Annotated in this window: 20 protein-coding genes; 13 read left to right on the top strand and 7 right to left on the bottom strand. The window is 71.0% G+C overall.

Features of this window, described 5'->3' with window-relative positions; all coding sequences use genetic code 11:
- A partial coding sequence (locus ACLBX9_RS27050) for an adenylate/guanylate cyclase domain-containing protein (protein WP_447721051.1) occupies positions 1-608 on the bottom strand: 608 nt, incomplete at its 3' end.
- Positions 609-1,713: 1,105 nt separating this feature from the next.
- Between ACLBX9_RS27050 and ACLBX9_RS27045 the strand changes: the two genes are divergently transcribed.
- The 3 genes from ACLBX9_RS27045 (at position 1,714) to ACLBX9_RS27035 (ending at position 4,768) form a co-directional block, all read left to right on the top strand.
- On the top strand, positions 1,714-1,986 hold the full coding sequence (locus tag ACLBX9_RS27045; protein WP_447721050.1) for a hypothetical protein: 273 nt from the start codon (positions 1,714-1,716) through the stop codon (positions 1,984-1,986).
- Positions 1,987-2,007: 21 nt separating this feature from the next.
- Complete coding sequence (locus ACLBX9_RS27040; protein ID WP_447721049.1) at positions 2,008-2,526, top strand: hypothetical protein; 519 nt, start codon at positions 2,008-2,010, stop codon at positions 2,524-2,526.
- 706 nt (positions 2,527-3,232) lie between these two features.
- Positions 3,233-4,768 carry a DEAD/DEAH box helicase gene (locus ACLBX9_RS27035; RefSeq protein WP_039894670.1) on the top strand — a complete coding sequence of 512 codons (1,536 nt, stop codon included), beginning with the start codon at positions 3,233-3,235 and terminating at the stop codon, positions 4,766-4,768.
- Positions 4,769-5,021: 253 nt separating this feature from the next.
- Here ACLBX9_RS27035 and ACLBX9_RS27030 read toward each other — a convergent pair whose 3' ends face one another.
- Both ACLBX9_RS27030 and ACLBX9_RS27025 read right to left on the bottom strand, forming a co-directional pair.
- Positions 5,022-5,717: an ArsR/SmtB family transcription factor gene (locus ACLBX9_RS27030; protein ID WP_447721048.1), complete on the bottom strand. Its 696-nt coding sequence runs from the start codon at positions 5,715-5,717 to the stop codon at positions 5,022-5,024.
- Between the two features lie 130 nt (positions 5,718-5,847).
- Positions 5,848-5,988, bottom strand: coding sequence for a hypothetical protein (locus tag ACLBX9_RS27025; protein WP_447721047.1), 141 nt, complete (start codon positions 5,986-5,988; stop codon positions 5,848-5,850).
- Between ACLBX9_RS27025 and ACLBX9_RS27020 the strand changes: the two genes are divergently transcribed.
- From ACLBX9_RS27020 to ACLBX9_RS27000, 5 genes are all read left to right on the top strand, one after another.
- The gene (locus ACLBX9_RS27020; RefSeq protein ID WP_447721046.1) at positions 5,975-6,664 is read left to right on the top strand and encodes an antibiotic biosynthesis monooxygenase family protein; all 690 of its coding nucleotides are present in this window, start codon (positions 5,975-5,977) and stop codon (positions 6,662-6,664) included. The genes ACLBX9_RS27025 and ACLBX9_RS27020 overlap by 14 nt on opposite strands.
- A 106-nt stretch (positions 6,665-6,770) precedes the next feature.
- Entirely contained in the window at positions 6,771-6,956 is a 186-nt protein-coding gene (locus ACLBX9_RS27015) for a YegP family protein (protein ID WP_010686872.1), read from the top strand.
- A gap of 165 nt (positions 6,957-7,121) precedes the next feature.
- Complete coding sequence (locus tag ACLBX9_RS27010) at positions 7,122-7,391, top strand: hypothetical protein (protein WP_010686873.1); 270 nt, start codon at positions 7,122-7,124, stop codon at positions 7,389-7,391.
- A gap of 147 nt (positions 7,392-7,538) precedes the next feature.
- Entirely contained in the window at positions 7,539-7,676 is a 138-nt protein-coding gene (locus tag ACLBX9_RS27005) for a hypothetical protein (protein ID WP_010686874.1), read from the top strand.
- 25 nt (positions 7,677-7,701) lie between these two features.
- Entirely contained in the window at positions 7,702-8,154 is a 453-nt protein-coding gene (locus ACLBX9_RS27000) for an acyl-CoA thioesterase (protein WP_010686875.1), read from the top strand.
- On the opposite strand, the gene ACLBX9_RS26995 is transcribed toward ACLBX9_RS27000, so the two are convergent.
- The gene (locus tag ACLBX9_RS26995; RefSeq protein ID WP_010686876.1) at positions 8,147-8,689 is read right to left on the bottom strand and encodes a superoxide dismutase family protein; all 543 of its coding nucleotides are present in this window, start codon (positions 8,687-8,689) and stop codon (positions 8,147-8,149) included. The two genes, ACLBX9_RS27000 and ACLBX9_RS26995, sit on opposite strands and share 8 nt — an antisense overlap.
- Positions 8,690-8,799: 110 nt before the next feature.
- Between ACLBX9_RS26995 and ACLBX9_RS26990 the strand changes: the two genes are divergently transcribed.
- The 5 genes from ACLBX9_RS26990 (at position 8,800) to ACLBX9_RS26970 (ending at position 14,165) form a co-directional block, all read left to right on the top strand.
- Positions 8,800-9,573, top strand: coding sequence for a TlyA family RNA methyltransferase (locus tag ACLBX9_RS26990; protein ID WP_447721045.1), 774 nt, complete (start codon positions 8,800-8,802; stop codon positions 9,571-9,573).
- Complete coding sequence (locus ACLBX9_RS26985) at positions 9,570-10,820, top strand: class I SAM-dependent RNA methyltransferase (RefSeq protein ID WP_447721044.1); 1,251 nt, start codon at positions 9,570-9,572, stop codon at positions 10,818-10,820. Before ACLBX9_RS26990 ends, ACLBX9_RS26985 begins: the two co-directional genes overlap by 4 nt.
- A gap of 77 nt (positions 10,821-10,897) precedes the next feature.
- The gene (locus ACLBX9_RS26980) at positions 10,898-11,146 is read left to right on the top strand and encodes a hypothetical protein (protein ID WP_447721043.1); all 249 of its coding nucleotides are present in this window, start codon (positions 10,898-10,900) and stop codon (positions 11,144-11,146) included.
- A gap of 231 nt (positions 11,147-11,377) precedes the next feature.
- The gene (locus tag ACLBX9_RS26975) at positions 11,378-12,382 is read left to right on the top strand and encodes a magnesium transporter CorA family protein (RefSeq protein ID WP_010686880.1); all 1,005 of its coding nucleotides are present in this window, start codon (positions 11,378-11,380) and stop codon (positions 12,380-12,382) included.
- 97 nt (positions 12,383-12,479) lie between these two features.
- Positions 12,480-14,165, top strand: a complete 1,686-nt coding sequence (locus ACLBX9_RS26970) for a methyl-accepting chemotaxis protein (protein ID WP_010686881.1) — start codon at positions 12,480-12,482, stop codon at positions 14,163-14,165.
- A 72-nt stretch (positions 14,166-14,237) separates the two neighbouring features.
- On the opposite strand, the gene ACLBX9_RS26965 is transcribed toward ACLBX9_RS26970, so the two are convergent.
- The 3 genes from ACLBX9_RS26965 to ACLBX9_RS26955 all read right to left on the bottom strand — a co-directional run bounded on the left by ACLBX9_RS26965 (position 14,238) and on the right by ACLBX9_RS26955 (position 17,779).
- Positions 14,238-15,923, bottom strand: coding sequence for a B12-binding domain-containing radical SAM protein (locus ACLBX9_RS26965; protein ID WP_447721042.1), 1,686 nt, complete (start codon positions 15,921-15,923; stop codon positions 14,238-14,240).
- A 252-nt stretch (positions 15,924-16,175) separates the two neighbouring features.
- Positions 16,176-16,982 (bottom strand): SDR family NAD(P)-dependent oxidoreductase, encoded by an 807-nt coding sequence (locus ACLBX9_RS26960; protein ID WP_010686883.1) that lies wholly within the window; start codon positions 16,980-16,982, stop codon positions 16,176-16,178.
- A 32-nt stretch (positions 16,983-17,014) separates the two neighbouring features.
- Positions 17,015-17,779, bottom strand: a complete 765-nt coding sequence (locus ACLBX9_RS26955) for an enoyl-CoA hydratase-related protein (RefSeq protein WP_447721041.1) — start codon at positions 17,777-17,779, stop codon at positions 17,015-17,017.

Genomic DNA, 17,779 nt, shown 5'->3' with positions numbered 1-17,779 from the left:
GGCCCCGCCGCCGGCCCGGCCGCGCGCGCCCCGGCTCCGGGCAGATCCTCGTCGTCGTCCTCGTCCTCGGGCAGGACCAGCGCCTGGACGGCCGCGGCCGAGAGCGCGAACACGCCCACCGGCCGGGCGATGTTCTTCAGATCGAGCTTGCCGCGGTCCTCGAACCGGCAGGGCAGCCGGTCGCGCACCTGATCGTGGACCGAGCGCGAGACGCACAGGCCGCCCGGCTCGGCCAGCGGCTCCAGGCGGGCGGCCACGTTGACGCCGTCGCCGAACAGGTCGCCGTCGGCCTGGGCGAGCACGTCGCCGACGGTGATGCCGAAGCGCAGGCGGAAGCGGCGCTCCTCGGGCAGGGCGGGCTCGCGCTGCGCCATGGCCTGCTGGATGCGCAGCGCGCAGGTGACGGCGCGCAGCGGGCTGGGGAACTCCACGAGCAGGCCGTCGCCCATGGATTTGACGATGCGGCCCTGGGCGGCCTGGATGGCCGGATCGGTGACCTCGCGGCGCAGGGCCTTGAGGCGCCGGATCGTGCCGCCCTCGTCGGCGCCCATGAGCCGGCTGTAGCCGACGATGTCGGCCACGAGGATCGCCGCCAGACGCCTACTCATCGGTGTGTGGCCTCACGCGCATGCAACTCGGACGCGGCCGTGTATCGGGACGGTCATAGCATGACGGAGGGCGCGGCAGGCAAGTCCATCGCGACGATGATCTCTATTGGCTGCGCGCGTGCGGATCATCACCGCCGCCGCGACTGCATCGGCGCATCGTTCCACATCGATCCTGCCGAAGGAGCTCGCCATGTGGAACCGGATCATCGCTTCCATGACATCATGGTATACCAATGCACGTGCCGGTCGCGATCTGTGCCGGCTCGATTGCAGATGCCTCGAAGACATAGGCCTCAATCCGAAAGATGTGACGATCGGACTTGGGCCGTCATGCCACCGACTTCGGCACCATCCATCCTGGGATCAGGAGTCAAGACCCGTAGATCGCGCCATTTATATCCGCGAAAATTAGAAAGTTGACGATCTAATACATCCTGGAATGGCCGCCGATAAGTGGGCTGTCCTAGGGTCCGGGCCTCGCGCCGGAACCAGCCCGGTCGGCTCGGGGTTTATGTCGGACCCCGGATCCGCAACGCCCAAGCACTGAGTGCCCATGAGCGCGCCTGCAAAGTCATTCCTCGCTATCGGGGCCGCCTTCGCCGCCGGCGTCGTCGTCACTGCAGCCTATGTCGGCGCTCCATCCGAGACGACAGGGGCCCGGCAGGGCATGATGAGCGGCGCCCCTGAGCCAGCCGCCCCCAGCCAGCCTCCACACGCCGCCAGTGTCGCAGCCCACGCCCCGGCCGCGCGCATGGCCGAATCGGCTGCGGCAACGGAAGGGGCAAAGCAGAGGGCAACGCAGGGCGTGCCGGCACCCGTGACGGAGGCCTGGGTCGATCCGGTCAAGCAACGGACGGCCGGGGGTGCGGGCACACCGCCCCGCCCCCCGCTGGTGTTCCACATGGATCGCGAGCGGGCCGAGAGGGACACAGCGCACCGGGAGGAAGCGGCCGTGATGCCGCCGCGCCGGCCGAAAGCATCCGAGTTCCTCGCGAAGACCGCGGGGCAGCGCGATCCGGACGCCACAGGCACTTCTGTCGCCGGGAACGCTGCGGCGCGGTCCCCAGGCGCTGCGCCATCCCGCAAGACGCAGGCGTCCCGGCAGTTGGCGAGTTCCCAGCGACGGCCGATCGGCGGCCGGTTCGCCGCCTCCGAGGCGGAGCAGGACGAGATCCGCCTCGCGGTCGAGAGGCAGGCGCGCCGGGCTCCCATCGCGCGGCGGGACTTCGCGGCCTGGCCGCCCGACCCCTACGCCCTGCGCAACCCCGACGGCCTCGATCGCTACGAGCGAGACGTCGCGGACCGCCCGCCCGTTTCCCGACGCCGTGTCACCTCTGCCGAGACGGGCGGCGTCCTGCGCTGGCTTGAGGAACCTTGAGTCTTCCGTTCCGAGATGGTGATGGCGCGCATGATGAACTTCCGGACCCTGACCGTCGGCGTCGTCGTGGCTGCCATCCCGTGGGTCGGCGCAGCCCATGCACTCAGCCCCGCCGACATGCAGGCCCGTACGGCCGTGATCGCGAACCGCTATCTCCAGATCTGGTCCTCGAACAATGTGAGCCCCGTCGCGGACGTGCCCTACATGTACGGGCGCACGGTCCAGTTCTACGGCAAGCCGTACACGCAGGCTGACCTGCAGGCGGAGAAGCGACGGGCCATCGCCCAATGGCCCGTGCGGCGCTACGTCCATCGGCCCGGCACGATGCGGATCCTCTGCAACGCCGAGGCGCGCAAGTGCGCCGCCCGCTCCACGATCGATTTCGCGGTGGCCAATCCCAACCGAGGAACCCGCAAGAGCGGTTCAGCGAAATTCGACCTGGGCGTCAGCTTCGCGGGCCCGCATCCCGTCATCCTCTACGAGGGCGGGAGTTCGAATCGGCGGCAAGCCGGCGCGCTGTCCGGACGTTCCGGTTCCTAGCCGCACGCAGGTCTCATCCGCGTATCAAGTCACGCATCGGGACGCATCGGGACGCACCTCGACGACGAGCCGGCGCCGATCCGAAGGTCAATGCGTCCGCACGGCAAAGCATTTCCGTTTGTCGATGGGTGAAATAATCACAATTGGATCGTATTTCAGACGCGACATGCAATCTTCGTTTCGACCCGCGAACGCGTTTCATGTCTCCTGATCGGGCATGTTCAGCATCCTCATCCGTTACTGCCGGCGCAGCGCGGGCACCAGACTGACCGAATCGACGTCCGCGAGCCGATTTCCTGTATCCAGCGCCGCGTAATCCGCCGAGCTTGCCTTGTTTGGCGCTCGGGGCTGCGCTCACGCTGCTCCTCTCCGCCGTGCAGGCATGACGTTTGGGCGTCAGGCGGAAGTCGAGACGTGCGCCGACAGGGGCTGTGCCATGCGCCGCCGCCGGCCTCCGTTCATTGACTTCGCAGCCGCACACCTGCATATCGGCGGTGCAGCGTCAGCGGCCGTCACGGTCCGCTTGAGGGGGCTGCGTGACGGATCGGGCGCCACCCGGCGTGATCCGGCCCCCCTCTTCATAACGTGCATGCACCCGGGCCGCCCCATCACGCGGGCTGCCCCCTGCCAACGGACCGATCCGAAGACGGCGCCGCTCGCGAGGAACGCGGGGCGCCCGGTCGGCCCTGCTGCATCGGATACATCCTTGACCCAATTCACCGATTTCGGCCTCGCCCAGCCCGTGCTGCGGGCTCTCAGCGAGGCCGGCTACGTCGCGCCGACCCCGATCCAGGCCCAGGCGATCCCGCCGGCCATGGAGGGCCGCGACCTCTGCGGCATCGCCCAGACCGGCACCGGCAAGACCGCGGCCTTCGCGCTGCCGATCCTGCACCGCCTGTCGCTCTCGGACCGCCGCGCCCCGCGCCGCGGCTGCCGGGTGCTGGTGCTGTCGCCAACCCGCGAACTCGCCAACCAGATCGCCGAATCCTTCACGGATTACGGCCGCCACCTGCACTACACCACCACGGTGGTGTTCGGCGGCGTCACCATCAGCCGCCAGGAGCGGGCGCTCGCGCCGGGCGTCGACATCCTGGTCGCCACGCCGGGCCGGCTGATCGACCTCGTCGACCGCCGCTCCCTGACCCTCGACGGCGTCGAGATCCTCGTCCTCGACGAGGCCGACCAGATGCTCGACCTCGGCTTCATCCACGCCCTCAAGCGCATCGTGAAGATGCTGCCGGAGAAGCGGCAAAGCCTGTTCTTCTCGGCCACCATGCCGAAGAACATCGCCGGCCTCGCGGCGCAGTACCTCACCGATCCGGTCCAGGTCGCGGTGACGCCGGTCGCCACCACCGCCGAGCGGGTCGAGCAGCAGGTGATCTTCGTCCACACAGGCGCCAAGCAGGCGCTGCTCGGCCACATCCTACGCGATCCGGCGATCGAGCGCGTCCTCGTCTTCACCCGCACCAAGCACGGGGCGGACCGGGTGGTGCGCGGCCTCGACAAGGTCGGCATCGCGGCCGCGGCGATCCACGGCAACAAGAGCCAGCCCCAGCGCGAGCGGGCGCTCGCCGCCTTTAAGGACGGCTCCTGCCGGGTGCTGGTGGCCACCGACATCGCGGCCCGCGGCATCGACGTCGAGGGCGTGAGCCACGTGGTCAACTTCGACCTGCCGAACGTGCCGGAGAGCTACGTCCACCGGATCGGCCGCACCGCCCGCGCCGGCGCGGACGGACTGGCGATCTCGTTCTGCAACGACGAGGAGAAGGCCTACCTGCGCGACATCGAGCGCGTGACGCGTCAGAAGGTGCCGGTGGCGGGTTTCCCGGAGGGCTTCAGCCCGCCGTCGCGCCAGGAGGCCGCGGAGATCGCCCGCGAGGAGGAGCGCCGGCCCGAGCGCCAGCAGCGCCCCGGCGGCGGCCGTCCGGGTCAGCGGCCCCGGCAGCAGCAGGGCCGGCCCCAGCAGGGGCGGCCCGAGGGCGGACGCGGCTTCGGCGGCCAGGGTGCGCCCCGGCAGGGGCGGCCGCAAGACGGCCGGAGCGATGGCCGAAGCGACGGCCGCGGCCAGGCTCCGCAGGGTCGTGAGTTCCGTGCGGACCGTCCCGCCCGCCCGCAGGGCGAGCCGCGCCCGAACCAGGGCCGCCCGAACCGTGACGGCCGGCCCCAGCGGGCCGAGTCCCGCCCGCGCGGCGGCGGCGAGGGCCGCAGCATCGGCTGGCTGGAGCGGGCGCCGCGCTCCTGAGATCGACGTCATGGTGTGACCTGCGGAGCCGCCCGGGACGAGACCGTCCCGGACGGCTTCTTCATGGATCGTGGCGACGCACGGGATTTGTTGGCCGGGGACCGTGTCCTGCCGTTTCCCGTCGATCCCTTCGGTGCCACCGTATTCGCGAGCGCAGCGAAGCTATCCCGAGCGCCACACCATTCAGCGTCGCTTCGCAGCGCGCGTTGACGGAGCGGGCTGCTGCGACCGAATCCATCACCCTGAGACCGCATCAGTCCCGGCAGGATACCCCGAACTGGCGCTCGAAACCCCGTCGGCCCGCCTCGGTCACGCCGACGGCACGACCGTCGCGCGCCCGTGTGATCCAGCCGAGTTCCTCGCAGCGGCGGCACAGGGCGGCCCCCAGCCGGCCGGCGAGGTGCGGCCGCCGCTCGCTCCAATCCAGGCAGGGCCGGCAGAACACGCGGCGGGTCCGTCCGGCAGGTTCGATCGGGACGCCGAACGCGGCGAGCCATGCATGCCCCGCCTCGGTCGCCGCCCCGGCTTCGTCAACCAGAACGATCAGGCCCCGCGCCACCAGGGCGTCCGCGATCTCGACGCCCAGTCGTCCGGCGAGATGGTCGTAGCACGTCCGCGCCCGCCGCAACGCCGGGTCGATCCGCGGCGTCGCGCGCGGCGCATCCGGTCCGGGCTCGTCGGCCACCACCATGATGCCCTCCAGCATCCGGGCGACCTCGGGGGCGGCCAGCCGGAAATAGCGGTGGCGTCCCTGCCGCGCGACACCGAGCAGCCGCCCGTCCACGAGCTTGGACAGGTGCCCGCTGGCCGTCTGCGCGCTTACGCCGGCCGCGTGGGCGAGTTCCGTCGCCGTCAGGGCGCGCCCGTCGAGCAGAGCCATCAGGATGTTGGCGCGGGCGGGATCGCCGATCAGGGCGGCGGTGCCGGACAGGCGGGCGGCGGTCGTCATGCACGCAGCCTAACCACGAACGCCCCGCCGGGCACGCCGGAACGCTTCGGCCGCCGCCGAAGCATTGGCGGCTGACAACCGGGGCCGGCCGGCCCATCGTCCGCATCGTCACAACCGGGGCGCCCCGATGTCAGCCGGCGCGCTGGATCTGCGCGTGGAGGACCACAGGGTCGCCGGCCCCGCGATGGGTCTCGGCCTGCTCCTGCTGCGCCTCGGACGCGGGATGAAGAACACGCGCGACGCGGGGAGGAGGCAACATGTTCTCGATCATCTTCGAGCTCCGTCCCGGCGATGGCCGGACGGACGCGTATCTGGAACACGCGAAGCTCCTGCGGCCGGAACTGGAGGGCATCGACGGCTTCATCGACAATGAGCGGTTCGCGAGCCGGACGCGACCGGGCTGGATGCTGTCGCACTCGACCTGGCGGGACGAGAAGGCCGTGATCCGCTGGCGTACCCATGCCGGCCACCACCTGATCCAGGAGACGGGCCGCACCGCGGTGTTCGCGGACTACCACCTGCGCGTCGCCGAGGTGACCGCCGACAGTGCACCGCCGGAGGGCTGCGCGCTGCACCAGCAGCGTCTCGACGCGACGGAGGTCGGCCGCGCCAGGGCCTGCACGCTGGTGGAGGCGACCGCGCGGGACGGCCGCGCCCTCCCGGAGGATTCGGGCGACTTGGCGCTCGCCCTGGGCCTCGACCCCGCGGCCGAGGGGCTCGTGGCGTCGGACGTGTTCGTCTCGCTCTACACCAGCGGCAAGGTCATGCTGCTGGTGTCCTGGATCGGTCCGGAGGCGGCCGCTTCGTTCAGGCCGACGAAGCCGTCCACGGCCGGCGGTGTCCGCGTCCGGACCGTGCGGGTGATCCGCGACTACGGCCTGTTCGATCGCCGGGAGGCTCCGCAATTCTTTCCGCCGGTCCAGCGGCCGGGGATGTCCACCGGCTGAAGATCCACGCCCCCGCCCCGATCGCGCGGATGGGCCGCGCAGCACATCTTTTTCTGGCGGGCGAGGTGACCCATCTCATCCGCTGGATGAATCGGGGGCCCATACCATGCGGTTCGAACTGTACCGGGATTCCAAGGGCGAGTGGCGCTGGCGCCTGCGGGCGCGCAACGGCGAGGTGATCGCCGAATCCGGAGAGGGCTACGTCCGCCGGGAGGATTGCGAGCACGGCATCGCCCTGGTGCGCCAGAGCGCCGAGGCCCGCATCGACGACATGACCACCAAGATCGCCTGACGCCGCGGCCCTCAACGCACGATCAACCCTGTTCGTCACTCCGTAGCGGTTACGCTGCAACGCTTCGGCTCGCCCATGCGTTGCAGCGTTTCGGACCGGCGGAGGGCCCTCGCTCCCCGCGCGGTTCGTCGTCCGAGATGCAAACACACGAAGGGAGTCGAGACCGTGCTGAGGAAATTCCTGCTCGCGGCCCTGCTGGTGCTGGGCTTCGCGGCTGCGGCCCCGGAGGGAGCGTCCGCCGCGCCCATCGGTCCGGGGCTTGCCCTGCCGGCCGACGCTGCACCGGCGGTGACCGAGAAGGCCCAGTACTACTACCGTCGCCGCTTCTACGGCCCGCGGCCCTACTGGCGCCGTCCCTATTACGGCCGCCGGTTCTACTACGGCCCGCGCCCCTACTGGCGCCGCCCGTACTACCGCCGCCGGTTCTACTACTAAGCCCACGCCGGCTTGGTCGGCCCTGCGGCTCCTGCAGCCGCAGGGCTTTTTCATGCCTTGATTCGGGGTGCGCAACGGATGTCCATGCGTTATCCTGCATGCAACGGCACGGGCGACGGCAGATCGGCCCGGCCGGGAGGACGCCCGATGAACGATATCGCGCAGCGCGCCGAGCCCGCGGCGGCGCCGCGAGACCTCTGGCAATTGGTCCCGCTCGAATGCATCCTGAGCGCCGCCGCCGTCCTGCTGGCCGCGGGCCTCAAGCTCGCCGGCCTGTTCCCCTGACGGCGCGGAACGGGGGATGGACGGCATGAAGCACGTCGGACTCTCAGCGGGCACGAGTGTGCCGCCGCCCCAGGAGGTCGATCTGCCTCGGGGCGACCTGACGGTGCGCACCATCGCCATGCCGGCCGACACTAACGCCAACGGCGACATCTTCGGCGGTTGGGTGCTGTCCCAGATGGATCAGGCCGGCGGCATCGCGGGGGTGGACCGGGCGCAGGGCCGCGTCGTCACCGTCGCGCTCGAATCCATGACCTTCATCCGGCCGGTGCGGGTGGGCGACGTGCTGTGCGTCTACACAAGGGTCTCGCATGTGGGCCGGACCTCGATGAAGATCGAGGTCGAGGCCTGGGCGCGGCGTTTCTGCACCCAGGTCCGCGAGCGGGTGACGCAGGCGACCTTCACCTTCGTGGCCATCGACGAGGAGGGCCGGCCGCGCCCGATCCCGCCGGCGGTGCCCTCACCCTCCGCGGTTACTTGATCACCGCGCAAGCGACTCGGTCGCCGGCACCGCCGATCGGCTGGCTGGTGTGGTCGTCCGGGTTGGCGTGGATGATCAGCGCCGAGCCGTCGCCATCCTTCAACCCGCCCTCGCCGGTGAGGGGCGTCTCGCTCGACACCTCGGCATTGGCTGAGCCGTCCTGGGCAACGTAGAGGTTCGGCAGGTCACCCTCGTCCGGGCCGTCCGGGTTCAGCAGGCCGTGCTTGCTCTGATCGTGGTTCACGTGCGCCTTGGAATTCATGAATTTCGGATCGGAGCAGTCGCCGACCGCGTGGAAATGCATGCCGTGCCAGCCGGGCGGCAAGCCGCCCGCCTGGATCGCCACCCGCAGCACCAGGGCGTTCGCCCCGTCGCGGATCGTCAGCGAGCCGATCGCGTCGCCCTTGGCGTTCTTGATCGGCGCCTCGAAGGTCTCGGGTGCCTTGCTCTCGGGCGCCTTGGCCGGCTCCTGCGCCAGGGCGCCGCTCCCGGCGAGCGTCCCGAGCAATGCGAACAGCGGCAGGGTGCGGATCATGCGGTGGCTCTCCTGTCAGGCCCGGTCTAGTTAGGGAGCACGCCGCCCTTCGACAGGGCTGGCGCTCTTGAACCTCAGCCGCAGCACTGCCCGGATCACGCGAAGCCCTGATGACCCGAGACCGGCCCATACAGGACCGCACCGCCTCCGACGCGCCGACACGGCGCGCCGACCTGTTCCTGGTGGAGCACGGCCATTTCGAGAGCCGCGCCCGGGCGCAGGCGGCCATCCGGGCCGGCCTCGTGCGGATCGACGGACGGACGCTCGCACGCGCTTCGGACCCCGTTGCCCCGGACGCGCAGGTCGAGGCGGCACCCGAACACCCCTACGTGTCCCGGGGCGGCCTCAAGCTCGCCGCGGCCTTGAAGGCATTCCGGTTGGATCCGCGCGGCCGAGTCGGCCTCGATATCGGCGCGTCCACAGGCGGCTTCACGGACGTGCTGCTCGACCGCGGCGCCCACCATGTCTACGCGGTGGACGTGGGCCGGGGCCAGCTCCACCGGCGCCTCGTGGCGGATCCGCGCGTCACGAACCTGGAGGGCACCGACATCCGCGGCCTCGACCCGGCGGCGCTGGCGCCGCGCCCGGATCTCGTCGGGATCGACGTGAGCTTCATCGGACTGCGCCTCGTGCTGCCGGCCGTGCCGGCGCTGGTCAGGCCCGGCGCGGATCTGGTCGCGCTGATCAAACCGCAATTCGAGGCCGGCCGGGCCCGGGTCGGTCGCGGCGGCCTCGTGCGCGACCCGGCGGTCCACGCGGAGGTCTGCGCGGCCGTGCGGGGGGAACTGGAGGCGCTCGGCGCCGCAATCCTCGGCCTGATCGACTCGCCCGTGCCCGGCGGCGACGGCAATGCCGAGTTCCTGATCGGGGCGCGCCTGCCATGAGCGGGACCGAGAGCGAGACGGTCACGATCCGCGCCCTCGGCGCCCGCGGCGACGGCATCGCTGAAGACGGAACCATCGTCGCCTACGCGCTGCCGGGCGAGCAGGTCGTCATCCGTCCGGAGGGCCGGCGCGCGGAGCTGCTCGGCATCGCCGAGGCCTCGGCAGACCGGGTGAAGCCGTTCTGTCCCTACTTCATGCGCTGCGGCGGCTGCCGCACGCAGCACCTCGCGCGGCCGGCCGAGCTTACCTGGAAGGGCGGCCTCGTCGCGCAGGCCTTGTCGCAGGCCGGCCTCGGCCTGGAGCCCGCGCCGACGCTCGACGCCCACGGTGCCGGGCGCCGCCGCATCACGCTGCATGTCCGCGACATCGACGGCCGGGCCGAGGCCGGGCTCATGGCGGCGCGCAGCCACGCGTTGATCCCGATCGACCTTTGCCCGATCACGGTGCCGGCCCTCCACGCGGCACCGGAGGTCGCCCGTCGCCTCGCCGGGCCGCTCGGGCACGGCCGGAAGCCCCTCGACGTCGCGGTGACCGCCACCGACCAGGGCCTCGACGTCGACCTGCGCGGGCACGGGCCGGTCAGCGGCGGGGTCGGCGCCGCGCTGGTGCGGATCGCCGGAGAGCTGGGGCTCGCCCGGCTGTCGCTCCACGGCGAGCGCCTGATGGAGGCCGAGCCGGTCTCTGTCACGGACAGCGAAACGCGCCTCTACCCGGCCCCCGGCGGCTTCCTGCAGGCGACCGCGGCCGGGCAGGCGGCGCTCACCGAACTCACCCTCGCGGCCCTCGGCCCGCGGGTGCGCCGGGTGGCGGACCTGTTCGCGGGCTGCGGCCCCCTCACCCTGGCCATGGCCCGGACGGCCGCGGTCCACGCGGTGGAGACCGACGCGGCAGCGCTCGCCGGCCTCGACCGGTCGGCCCGTGCCGCCGTGGGCCGCCGCCAGATCACCATGGAACGCCGAGACCTGTTCCGCCGGCCGTTGCTGCCGCCCGAGCTCGACGCCTTCGACGCGGTGGTGCTCGATCCGCCCCGGGCCGGCGCCGAGGCGCAGGCCCGCCAGCTCGCGGCGTCGCGGGTGCCCCTCGTGGTCGGCCTCGCCTGCGACGCCGGCACCTTCGCCCGGGACGCCGCGACGCTCGTCGCCGGCGGCTACCGGCTGGAGGCGGTCACGCCGGTGGACCAGTTCCGTCACGCGGGTCACGTGGAGATGGTCGGCGTGTTCCGCCGCGCCGCCGCGCGCCGCCGATGAGCGACGCAACCTACGGCCACGTTTGACGTTCTCTCGATGATTGGAGGTCCCCCATGATCCGCGGATGCCTTCGCCCTGTGACCCTCGCCGCACTGAGCCTCGCCCTCCCGGGCGCCCTCGCAGCGCAGTCCGTTGCGCCCGATCAGACCGGTACAGGCGGCGGCCCGGCCTCGACGATCACGGCGCCCAACACCAACAGCCTCGGCGTGACCAAGCCACCCGGCACGTCGCTGGGACCCGGTGAGGTGCCCTCACGCGAGGAGCGGCGGCGCGAGCGATCCTTGACCGACAAGATCGACCGCAGCATCTGCGACGGCTGCAACTGATCGACGTCGGGTCCAAGGCCGCGTCCAACGCGTCGGTTGATCTTCAGCGGTCTCCCGAGCCTGCGCCCTGAGGACGCCGCTCGCCGCGCCTGGGTCCGGGCGGCTGCGATGTCACGGAAGCGTCAGAAAACACCGCCACATCCGCGGCGCAGCTTGCGTCGGGACTCGCCGTGCCGGATGCGGGTGGCGCCCTGCGCTCGATCGTGACCGTCCTACTCCCGAGACCCGTCCGTGATCTTCATCCACCAGCCCGCCATCGGCGCCGGATCCACGCAGCTCGAGCGCCGCGTCGTCGACCTTCAGGACACGATTCCGGAGGACACGGTCTGGCTCGACCTGATCCGCCCGAGCCGCGAGGAGGAGCTTAAGGTCGAGGCTTTCGCGGGCATCGAGGTGCCGACGCGCGAGGAGATGAAGGACATCGAGCCCTCGGAGCTGCTCTACGTCGAGGAGGGCGCCCGCTACATGACCGGGCGGGTGCTGTCCAAGGTGAGCGATTCCGACGAGCCGGGGCTGGCCGGCATCACCTTCATCCTGCGCGGCAACCGCCTCGTGACCGTGCGCCACGAGGAGCCCCAGGCCTTCCGCATGTACACGCAGCGCGCCGGCCGCTCGATGGGCAACGGCAGCAGCACGTCAGCCTCCGGCGAGACCATCCTGGCCGGCCTGATCGAGGCGGTGATCGACCGGGCCGCGGACGTGCTCCAGCTCCAGGGCGAGCGGATCGACCGCCTCTCAGGCAAGATCTTCGAGGTGCAGGAGGACCCCTCCGCCCGCAACACCGCCCTCCAGGACACGCTGCGGGCGCTGGGCCGGCACGGCGACCTCATCTCCAAGCAGCGCGAGAGCCTCGTCTCGATGGAGCGGATCCTGCTCTCCCTCTCGGCGACCTACCGGACCAACAAGGCCCCGCGCGATCTCCGGGAGGACGTCCGCTCGACCCTGCGGGATCTACAATCCCTGGAGGAGCACGCGACCTTCCTCAACAACAAGATCCAGTTCCTGCTCGACGCGACCCTCGGGCTCGTCAACCTCGAGCAGAACAACATCATCAAGCTGTTCTCGGTCATGGCCGTCGTCTTCATGCCGCCGACCCTGATCGCCTCGATCTACGGCATGAATTTCAAAGCCATCCCGGAACTAGATTTCTCGTTCGGCTACCCGATGGCGCTGGTCATGATGGTCGTAGCCGCCGTATTCCCGTACTTCTTCTTCCGCTGGAAGAAGTGGCTCTAGCCTCAGATGCGGGTCCACAACCGGTAAAGAATTAAGAGTTTCCTGCAAGAACCCCGGAGCCTGACGGCGCGGCGCGGCCGCGAAGACGGAAGCTCCCATGCAATTCTCCCTCAAGACGGTCCTGTCCGGGGCCATCGGCCTGCTTGCGCTCGCGGCCGCCGGGCAGGGCATTGCCAGCGTCGTGACCCTCTCGGAGATCGAGCGGAACGCGACGGCGATCTCGCAGCAGGCCCTCCCCGCGCAGAACGAGGCCGAGGCCATCGGGACGGCCGTCCGGGACGCACGGCTGAGGCTCTACCGGCTCGCGGTGGCCTCGCCCGACGCCAACGCCCTGGACAGGAACCAGACGGCGCTCACCGACACGCTCGGGGCGCTGTCCGGACTGCGCCAAGCCTTTCAGGAGCGCCTGACGGCGCCGCGGGACCGGGCGATCTACGAGCGCTTCACCACGGCGTGGAACGCCTATCAGAACATCCAGCTCCAAGTGGTGGAGCTGATGATCGCGGGCGACCAGCAGGGCGCCCTCGCGCTGGTGCTGGATCCCGCAACGGGCGCGCAGAACGACGCGGCGGTGGCCAGCCTCACCGAGACGATCGCCTCGGCCCGGGCGCAGACGCAGGCCAACGTCGCCGAGACCGCGCAGGAGGCGACGCGCGCCAAACTGATCGCCCTCGCCGCCACCGTGATGGGGCTGGCCGTCGCCGCAGCGGCGATGCTGTTCGCGATCTTCGGGATCGCCCGCCCGATCGAGCGCATGACCGGCGCGATGGGACGGCTGGCCGAGGGTGACGAGTCGGTTGCGGTACCGCATACCGGGCGTCGCGACGAGATCGGCGCGATGGCGGCCGCCGTGCAGGTCTTCAAGGACAATCTGATCCGCAGCCGAGCCCTGGAACGGGAGACCGCGCTGGCCCGCGAGGGCGCCGAGATGCAGCGCCGACGCGCCGTCCACGCGATGGCCGAGTCCTTCGAGGCCGCCGTCGGCGGCGTGCTGGCGCGGGTGTCGGATGCCGCCATCGGCCTGCGCGCCGACGCGGAGGCGATGTCCGACACCGCCACCCACACGGCCGAGCGCGCGGCCACGGTGGCCGGCGCCGCCCAGGAGGCGGCCCAGCATGTCGGCACCGTGGCGGCGGCCGCGGAGGAACTCGGCGCCTCCGTGCAGGAGATCAGCCGCCAGGTGGACGGTTCCGCTGACCTCGCCCGGGGCGCAGTGGTCCAGGCCGGCCAGACCACCGGTCTCGTTCATGAGCTGAGCGCGGCGGCGGGTCGGATCGGGGACGTCGTGCGGCTGATCACCGACATCGCCGGGCAGACGAACCTGCTGGCGCTCAACGCGACCATCGAGGCGGCCCGGGCCGGCGCGGCCGGCAAGGGCTTCGCGGTGGTCGCCGCCGAGGTGAAGCAGCTCGCCACCCAGACCGCCAAGGCCACCGGGGAGATCGCCGACCAGGTCGGTCGCATCCAGGGGGCGACGGGACAGACCGTGGGGGCGATCGACGGCATCGCGGCGCGCATCCGCGAGATCGACGGCGTGGCGACCTCGATTGCGGCGGCCGTCGAGGAGCAAGGCGCCGCTACCCGGGAGATCGCCCGCAACGTCGCCGAGGCGGCGTCCGGCACCGGCGCGGTCACCGGCACGATCGACGCCGTGGCGCAGGCCGCGGACGCCACCGGCACGGCCGCGACGCGGATGCTCGCCTCGGCGGCGAGCCTCTCCGAACAATCCGCCGAGCTGCGCCGGGAGATCGACACGTTCCTGGCGACCGTGCGGGCCGCCTGAGCCGTTCCGGAATGAGGCCGCCGCGGGGTACGCCCCTGTGGCGGCTCGGGGGCCCGCTCGCGGGAGCCGGGCTCAGGCCACCGCGGCGAGGTGCTTCACCTCCGCCTTCGCCGCCACCTTGCCGACCGGCGGCGCCTTGCAGGTCTCGACCTCCGGCACCAGGACCGGCGGCTGCACCCAGCGGCCGGCCTCGAGCTCGGCGATCCGGCCGTTGATCTCGCGGATGACGTAGCGCGAGAATGGGTAGACGTGCAGGTAGAGCACCATGTTGGTGACCACGGCCTCCAGGGCGGCCGGGTTGCGCCGGGCCGTCTCCAAGAACACGCTCCAGAAGTGCTTGGCGAGTTCCGGACGCCGCACGGTCATGCGCCAGCACACGCGCGCCAGCGACCAGAGATCGTGGGCGACGTGGCGCCAGTTGACCTTGTGGGCAGCGAATTTCGGGCGCTTCACCCGGCGCGCCACCACGCGCACCCGATCGAAGAAGTTGACCGGATCGTAGACCTCCTGAAGGACGTCGCGGTAATCGGCCAGCACGTCGCGCTGCGGACGCAGGGTCACGAAGTTGAGCCCCTGGGTGCACTGGTCGCCCTGGTCGGCCGTGGTCAGGGCGTAGTTCTCGTAGAGGCGGCCCTCCTTGCGCAGGCGGCGCGACAGCTGCGTGTTCGGCAGCGCGAACAGCAGGCCGACCATGGCGATCGGGATGCCGGTCTGGCTGATGCAGAGCGACATCGCCTTGGAGATGCTGTCCTTCTCGGTGTCGAAGCCGACGATGAAGCCGGCGGTGACGAACATCCCGTTCTCGTAGAGCTTGTGCACGCTGTCGGCGATCGACCGCTTGGTGTTCTGCTTCTTCTGGGTCTGGATCAGCGTCGCCTCGTCGGGCGTCTCGATCCCGGTGAACAGGGCGAAGAAGTTCGCATCCCGCATCATCCCGAGCAGTTCGTCGTCGTCCGCGAGGTTCAGCGACGCCTCGGTGGAGAACTTGAACGGGTAGCCGTGATCCTCCTGCCACTTGATCAGGTGCGGCAGGAACAGCTTGATCGCCTTCTTGTTGCCGATCAGGTTGTCGTCGACGAAGTCGACATGGCCGCGATAGCCGAGGCCGTGGAGCCGGTCGAGCTCGGCCAGCATCTGCGGCGTGGTCTTGGTCCGCGGCGCGCGGCCGTAGAGCTCGATGATGTCGCAGAACTCGCAGGTGAACGGGCAGCCGCGCGAGAACTGGACGCCGATGTAGAGGTAGTGGCTGAAGGTCAGCAGGTCGAAGCGCGGGATCGGGCTCTTCGTGACGTCGGCCTTGAACTTCTCCGCCGTCAACCGGCCGCGGCGCTCGCCGGCCTCCCAGGCGGCGACGAATTTGTCGAGGATGCCCTCGGCCTCGCCGAGCACGAGGAAGTCGGCCTTGTCGTAGACTTCCGGCGTCGAGGTCGGCGCGGGGCCACCGACGCAGACCGGCGTGCCGAGCGCCACGCACTTGTCGATCACCACGAGGCAGTCCGGCTCCTGGGGCAGCATGCCGCCGGTCATCACGAGGTCGGCCGCCTGGATCTGCGCGTCCGTCAGCTCTTCGCAGTTGCGGTTGACGAGCGTCACCTGCCAGGCCGGCGGCAGCATCGCGGCCAGCGTGATCAGGCCGAGCGGGGGCGCGGGGGCGCGGGCGCCCTGCAGCTCCATGGCCTCTTTGAAGTTCCACATGGAGTTTTCGTAGAACTTCGGGAACACCATCAGCACGCGCGGGGCCGTGTTCGCATCCGACATGCCGGGTTCCTTCGTTCTCACAGGCGGCCTGACCCGCGCGAACGCGGATCGGGCAGAAGCGTGACCCCTGACTTGCGGGCGAAATCGGGCGAATTGAGGCCGTCTTTCGCGCCCGCAGCGATCCGGATCGCCAAGGCCGACAGGACGCCCGTCCGAAGGTCGCGAATCAACCCCTCCGGGTCCCGCGGAGAGAAATTCTGTCTGATTGACCGGATGTTGCGCCATTTCGGCGACAGCGCCCGCGGCGCACCATCACGGCCCGACCCGGAAACGCTCCGGCTGCGTGCCGTCCGCGTCGGTGAAGCCGTAGATCCGGGCGAGGTCCCCGGCATGCAGGACCGCACCGGCCCGGGCGGCGACTTCCGGATCGGCCGCCAGCGCGGCGAGCGCCCGGCCGGCGTAGAGCGGCCCCTCGGTGGCGAGCCCGTCCTGCCCTAGGTCCCGCGCCCGCTCGGTGGCGACGAAGCCCGGCGAGAGGCCGAGCGCCGTGACGCCGTGCGGCGCGAGTTCCCGGGCGAAGGCGAGCGCCAGCCGGTTGGTGGCGGCCTTGGCGGAATCGTAGAAGACGTCACCAAGATAATCCTCGGTCCCGAAGGAGACCAGCGCGATCAGCCCCGACCGCGCCGCCACCATAGCCGGCGCGACCGCGCGGGCCAGCAGCAGAGCCGGCAAAGGACCGGCCTCGAGGAAGCCGAGATAGGGTTCCGCGGAGCGGCGCCAGAATGGCGTGCCCCAACCGGCGCCGTCCGGATAGCGCTCGCCGTCGTAGCCCTCGTTGCCGCCCCAGACGGAACAGGCCGCCACGTCGATCCGCCCGAACCGGCGCAAGATCCAGTGGACCAGCGTGTCCGTGGCGCGCTCGGAGCGGTGATCGCAGAGGTAGTGGTGCCCGCGCCCGCCCGCGGCATCGACCATGCGGGCTGTGTCCTCGATCGATTCGGGCCGCAGCTCGGTGCGCGGGCCCGTCTCGCTGGAGCGGGCGGTGACGATCACGGTGGCGCCCGCCTCCCCCAGAGCGCGGGCGAGCCCGCGGCCGACGCCCCGCGAGGCGCCGGCCACGAGGCAGATCTTTTGGGACAGGTCGGGCGTGCTCACGCAGGACCAGGCTTCGACCGCGACAGGAAGGCGGCGAGCCGCTCCTGGGATTCGGGCGAGCGCAGTTGCGCGTCGAAGGCCCTGGCCTCGGCCTCCAGGGCCGCTTCGACCTGGGCCTGATCACCCCGGAGGAGCGCACGGGAGGCTGCCAGCGCACCGCGCGGGAGTGCGGCGAGGCGCGCCGCCTGCGCGATCGCATGCTCCATCAGCATGTCGGCGGGCATGACCGCGTTCACCAGACCCAGCGCCTGGGCCTCGTCGGCCTCGAGCGGCCGGGACAGGAGGAGCAGCTCGGTGGCCCGGAGCCGACCGACGCGCAGGGGGAGCAGGTAGCTCGACGCCGCCTCGGGCACGAGGCCGAGTTCCACGAAGGGCATGCGCAGCCGCGCCGCCGGGCTGGCATAGACGAGATCGCAATGCAGGCAGAGCGTCGCGCCGATGCCCACCGCGATCCCGTCGACCGCCGCCACCATGGGCGTGCGCGTCCGGGCGAGCTGGCGGATGAACGACAGGGCCGGCGAGTTGCTGAACCCGTCCCCGGCATGCCCCATGAAATCGGCGAGGTCGTTGCCGGCGCTGAACATGCCGGGCTGCCCGGCGAAGACGACGGCGCCGACCTCGTCCGATCCGTCGGCCTCGGCAAGCGCCGCGCGCATGGAATCGTACATGACGCCGGTGAGCGCGTTCTTCTTCTCCGGCCGGTTCAGGGTAATGAGGCGGACGGCCCCTTGAAGATCGGTGATCGCGACGGTTTCGGCCAT

It is taken from the genome of Methylobacterium sp. A49B (genome assembly GCF_053346215.1).
This window is presented reverse-complemented; position numbering and strand designations above follow the sequence as displayed.